Annotated in this window: 5 protein-coding genes and 1 pseudogene; all 6 read left to right on the top strand. The window is 74.6% G+C overall.

The window, feature by feature from the left end:
* Positions 1 to 255: pseudogene (locus ACFV4N_RS40860) on the top strand (MFS transporter); the annotation flags it as partial.
* A 22-nt stretch (positions 256 to 277) separates the two neighbouring features.
* Positions 278 to 1,396, top strand: coding sequence for a M20 family metallopeptidase (locus tag ACFV4N_RS40865; RefSeq protein ID WP_499678062.1), 1,119 nt, complete (start codon positions 278 to 280; stop codon positions 1,394 to 1,396).
* A gap of 22 nt (positions 1,397 to 1,418) precedes the next feature.
* Positions 1,419 to 1,772 carry a metalloregulator ArsR/SmtB family transcription factor gene (locus ACFV4N_RS40870; protein ID WP_499678063.1) on the top strand — a complete coding sequence of 118 codons (354 nt, stop codon included), beginning with the start codon at positions 1,419 to 1,421 and terminating at the stop codon, positions 1,770 to 1,772.
* Positions 1,769 to 2,269 carry an SRPBCC family protein gene (locus tag ACFV4N_RS40875; RefSeq protein WP_499678064.1) on the top strand — a complete coding sequence of 167 codons (501 nt, stop codon included), beginning with the start codon at positions 1,769 to 1,771 and terminating at the stop codon, positions 2,267 to 2,269. The genes ACFV4N_RS40870 and ACFV4N_RS40875 overlap by 4 nt, the downstream gene beginning before the upstream one ends.
* Before the next feature lie 248 nt (positions 2,270 to 2,517).
* Complete coding sequence (locus ACFV4N_RS40880) at positions 2,518 to 2,916, top strand: STAS domain-containing protein (RefSeq protein WP_499678065.1); 399 nt, start codon at positions 2,518 to 2,520, stop codon at positions 2,914 to 2,916.
* A 295-nt stretch (positions 2,917 to 3,211) separates the two neighbouring features.
* Positions 3,212 to 3,982: cobalamin B12-binding domain-containing protein (locus ACFV4N_RS40885; RefSeq protein WP_499678066.1), on the top strand; the 771-nt coding region annotated here is incomplete at its 3' end.

Below are 3,982 nucleotides of genomic sequence, written 5' to 3' on the forward strand. Positions count from 1 at the left end.
GGCGCGGCGGGCGGCGCGTTGCAGACCGGGCAGCGCGTCGGCGCGGCGATCGGCACCGCGGCGCTGGCGGGCGTGTTCTACGCGGTGCTGTCGGCCTCGGGGCGCGACTTCCGGGTGGCGGTGTCGGTGGCGGTCGGCTGCGCGGTGGTGGCCGTGGCGCTGTCGCTGGTGGTGGCCGTGGTGGAGCTGCGCGCCCGACCGCGCTGCCCGGCGGCGGTGGAGGGCGCCGAGGAGGTCGTGCCCGACGCGCACTGATCGAACCGGGCACGATGGCGGGGTGGACCCGCTGACGCTCGTGGACGAGCTGATCGCCATCCGGTCGACCGCGGACCGGCCCGACGACCTGTCGCGCGCCCTGGACTTCGTGCTCGACGCCGTGGGCCCCGGCTTCGCGGTCGAGAGGTTCTCCTCCGGCGGCAAGCCGAGCGCGCTGGTGCACGCGGGCGAGCGCCGCCCCCACTTCCGGGTGATCTTCAACGCTCACCTGGACGTGGTGCCCGGCGAGGACGAGCAGTTCCGGCCCCGCCGCGAGGGCGATCGGCTGATCGGCCGCGGCGCGCAGGACATGAAGCTCTCCGCGCTGGTGCTGGCCGCGGTGTTCCGGGAGCGGGCGCGCGACCTGCCGTTCCCGCTCGGGCTCCAGCTCGTCACCGACGAGGAGGTGGGCGGGCGCGACGGCACCCGGCACCAGCTCGAGCAGGGCGTGACCGCCGACTTCGTGGTGATCGGCGAGCACAGCGCGCTGCGCGTGGTGCACGAGTCCAAGGGCCTGGTGGTGGCGCGGCTGCGCGCGACCGGGCGCGCCGGGCACAGCGCCTACCAGTGGCTGGGCGACAACGCGGTGCTGAAGGTGATGCGCGCGGTGGACGCCGTGCTGGCGCGGTACCCCGTGGCGGTCGAGGAGGAGTGGCGCACCACGGTGAACCTCGCCCGGATCACCACCGGCAACCAGGCGCTCAACCAGGTGCCCGCCGACGCGGCGGCCCACCTGGACATCCGGTTCCCGCCGGAGGACGCGGACTTCACCGGCCGCACGCCCGAGCAGGTCGCCGCGCACCTCACCGCGCTGTGCCCGCCGGGCGTCGTGGCCGAGGTCGACGCCGTCGAGCCGCCGCACCGGGCCGACCCCGACAGCGCCGACGTGCTGGCGCTGCGGCGGGCCGCGCGGGCGCAGGGCTACTCGGGCGACCTGCTGCGCAAGCACGGCGCGGCGGATTCGCGGTTCTGGTTCCAGCGCGGCGTCGACGCGGTGATCTTCGGGGTCGGGGGCGAGGGGCAGCACGGTCCCGCCGAGCACGCCGACCTGACCACGGTCGAGCCGTACCGGCGGGCGCTGGACGCGTTCCTGGACGACCTGGCGGGAGGACGGTCGGGGAGCCCGTTGCCAGACGCGTAACCCGTTGGTTACGCTTCCGGGTGTGGACGACGTGGCGGGGGCGATCGCCGACCCCGTGCGGCGACGGGTCCTGGAGCTGCTGCGCGACGAGGGTCCGCTGTCCGCCGGGCAGGTCGCCGAGCGGTTCCCGATCAGCCGCCCCGCGGTCAGCAGGCACCTGCGCGTGCTGCGGGAGAGCGGCCTGGTGCGCGACGAGCTCGTGGGCCGGCAGCGGTTCTACGAGCTGGACGCCTCCCGCCTGACCCCGCTGGCCCGCTGGCTGGCGGGCTTCGACCGCCCCACCGGCTGGGAGCACCGCCTCGACGCCCTGGAGACCGAGGTCCACCGCACCCGGCGGGAACGCCGCACCGACCGACCCGAGGAGAACACGGCATGACCCGCATCCCCACCGGCCGCCTGTTCCGCACCGCCACCGGCAGCGACCTGGTGCTCACCCGCACCTTCCGCGCGCTGGCCGACGACGTGTGGGCGAGCCTGACCGAGCCGGAGCGCACCGCCCGGTGGTTCGGCCCCTGGGAGGGCGAGGGCGCGCCCGGCCGCACGGTCAAGGTGCGGATGGTCTTCGAGGAGCAGGGCCCGTGGATGGAGGTCCGGATCGACGCCTGCGACCCGCCCCGGCGGCTGGCGGTGTCCACCCAGGACGAAGCCGGCGTGTGGCGGCTGGAGGTGCTGCTGTCCGAGGTGGACGGCAACACCGAGCTGCGCCTGGTGCACCACCTGGACACCGAGGAGGGCATCGGCGAGGTCGGTCCGGGCTGGGAGTTCTACCTGGACATGCTGGTCGCCTCGCGCGAGGGCGGGGCGCAGCCGGTGTTCGACGACTACTACCCGTCGATGAAGGCCTACTTCGAAGGGCTGTGCGAGGGGGAGTAGGCGGGCGGCCCGGTCAGCCGGCCCGGGGCACGTCTGATGGCCCCGCCGGCTGCTTTTTAACCGGCGGGACCACCGGGCGAGCCAGGCCGTGCACACCCCGCCCGTCCCCATCGAACTGCGCGGCCGCCCCTCCGGCAACCGTCGGGACCGTGAGCTGCGGGATCCCGTTCCCCGGAGTACGGTTCGGGGCACGCAGGAGGTTCAAACCGGCAGCCACTGCCTTCTTCGCCCGTGAGGAGGTCGAGGCCGTGGGAGCAGAACGGTTCAGCCAGGAACTCCGCGTCGAGCGCGAGGTGCACGGGTACGCGATCGTGGTGCGCGTCGCCGGCGAGGTCGATTCGTCGACCGTCGGCGAACTCGCCCGGGGCATCGCGGTCGCCCTCGCCCTGGCCACCCCGCCCGCACCGGTCGTGGTCGACCTCAGCGACGTCGGCTTCCTGTCGGCGGCGGGGCTCAACCAGTTGCGGAGCGACCAGCTGGCCGCGCGGGCCCTGGGGGTCCGGCTGCGCGTGATCGCCCGGCACCGGCACGTGCTCAGGCCGTTCGAGGTCACCGGCCTCGTCCACGACCTGCGGCCGTGCGCCACGCTCGCGGAGGCCCTGCGCCCGGACGCCGCCGACCGGGGGCGTTTCGCGCTGCGGTGGTGAGCGGGGACCACCGGTACGGGGCCCCGGTGTTCCGCAAGGTGCCCGCGTGATCACCTGCGAGTGGCGCGGCCGCTTCGACAGCTGCGGGTTCCAGCCGACCAACGCGGGGCTGATCACGCCCTGACGTGCCCTGAATGAGCCCGCTTACCCCGCATTCGGCATTTCAAACATCTGTTTCCCGGAGTGTTCCAGCACAAAACGGTAAATGCGTTCGTGCGATACTCGCGGTAATGGCGACGGACGACGAGCGGCTCGCGGACGGCGGGCACGACGACCCACCGCGGGAGGTGGTGGCGTGACGGACACGGTGCGGGTGGCGGACGTCCTGGCGGTGGGGCGCGCGGAGTTGATGGCCGCGTTGGCGGAGGCCGACGAGCACGCGGCGCTCGACCCGGTGCTGCGCCTGCTCGACGAGGGCGTGCCCGCCGAGACCGTGCTGCTGGACCTGGTCGCGGACGCGCAGGCCGAGGTCGGCAGGCTGTGGCAGACCGGTCGGTGGGGCGTCGCGCGGGAGCACGCGGCCACCGCCGTGGTCGAGCACGTCATCGCCGCGCTGGCCGACCGCGTCACCGCCGCGCCCACCAGGGGCCACGTGGTGGTGGCCTGCCTGGAGGGCGAGCGGCACGCCGTGCCGCCGCGCATCGTGGCCGAGGTGCTGCGCGGCCGGGGCTGGCGGGTCACCTTCCTGGGCGCCTGCGTGCCGACCGCCCACCTCGTGCCCTACCTGCGCGAGCGGGCGCCGGACGCGGTGGCGCTGAGCTGCACGCTGGCCCGCGACCTGCCGCGCGCCGACCAGGCCATCGCCGCCTGCCGCGACACCGCTCGGCGTCGGCGGCGTGCCGTTCGAGACGACGACACTCGACCTCCCGGAGGGCAGCCGGCTCGTCCTCTACACCGACGGCCTGGTGGAGACCCGGTACGACGCCATCGACGTCGGACTGCACGCCCTCTGCCGCACGCTGGAGCGTGCGACCGGCTCCCTCGGGCAGACCTGCGACATGCTCCTCGACACGGTCGACCACACGTCGGCCGACGATGTCGCGCTGCTGCTGGCGCGGTTCGGCGG

This window comes from Actinosynnema sp. NPDC059797 (genome assembly GCF_042732085.1).
Classification (GTDB): domain Bacteria; phylum Actinomycetota; class Actinomycetes; order Mycobacteriales; family Pseudonocardiaceae; genus Actinosynnema.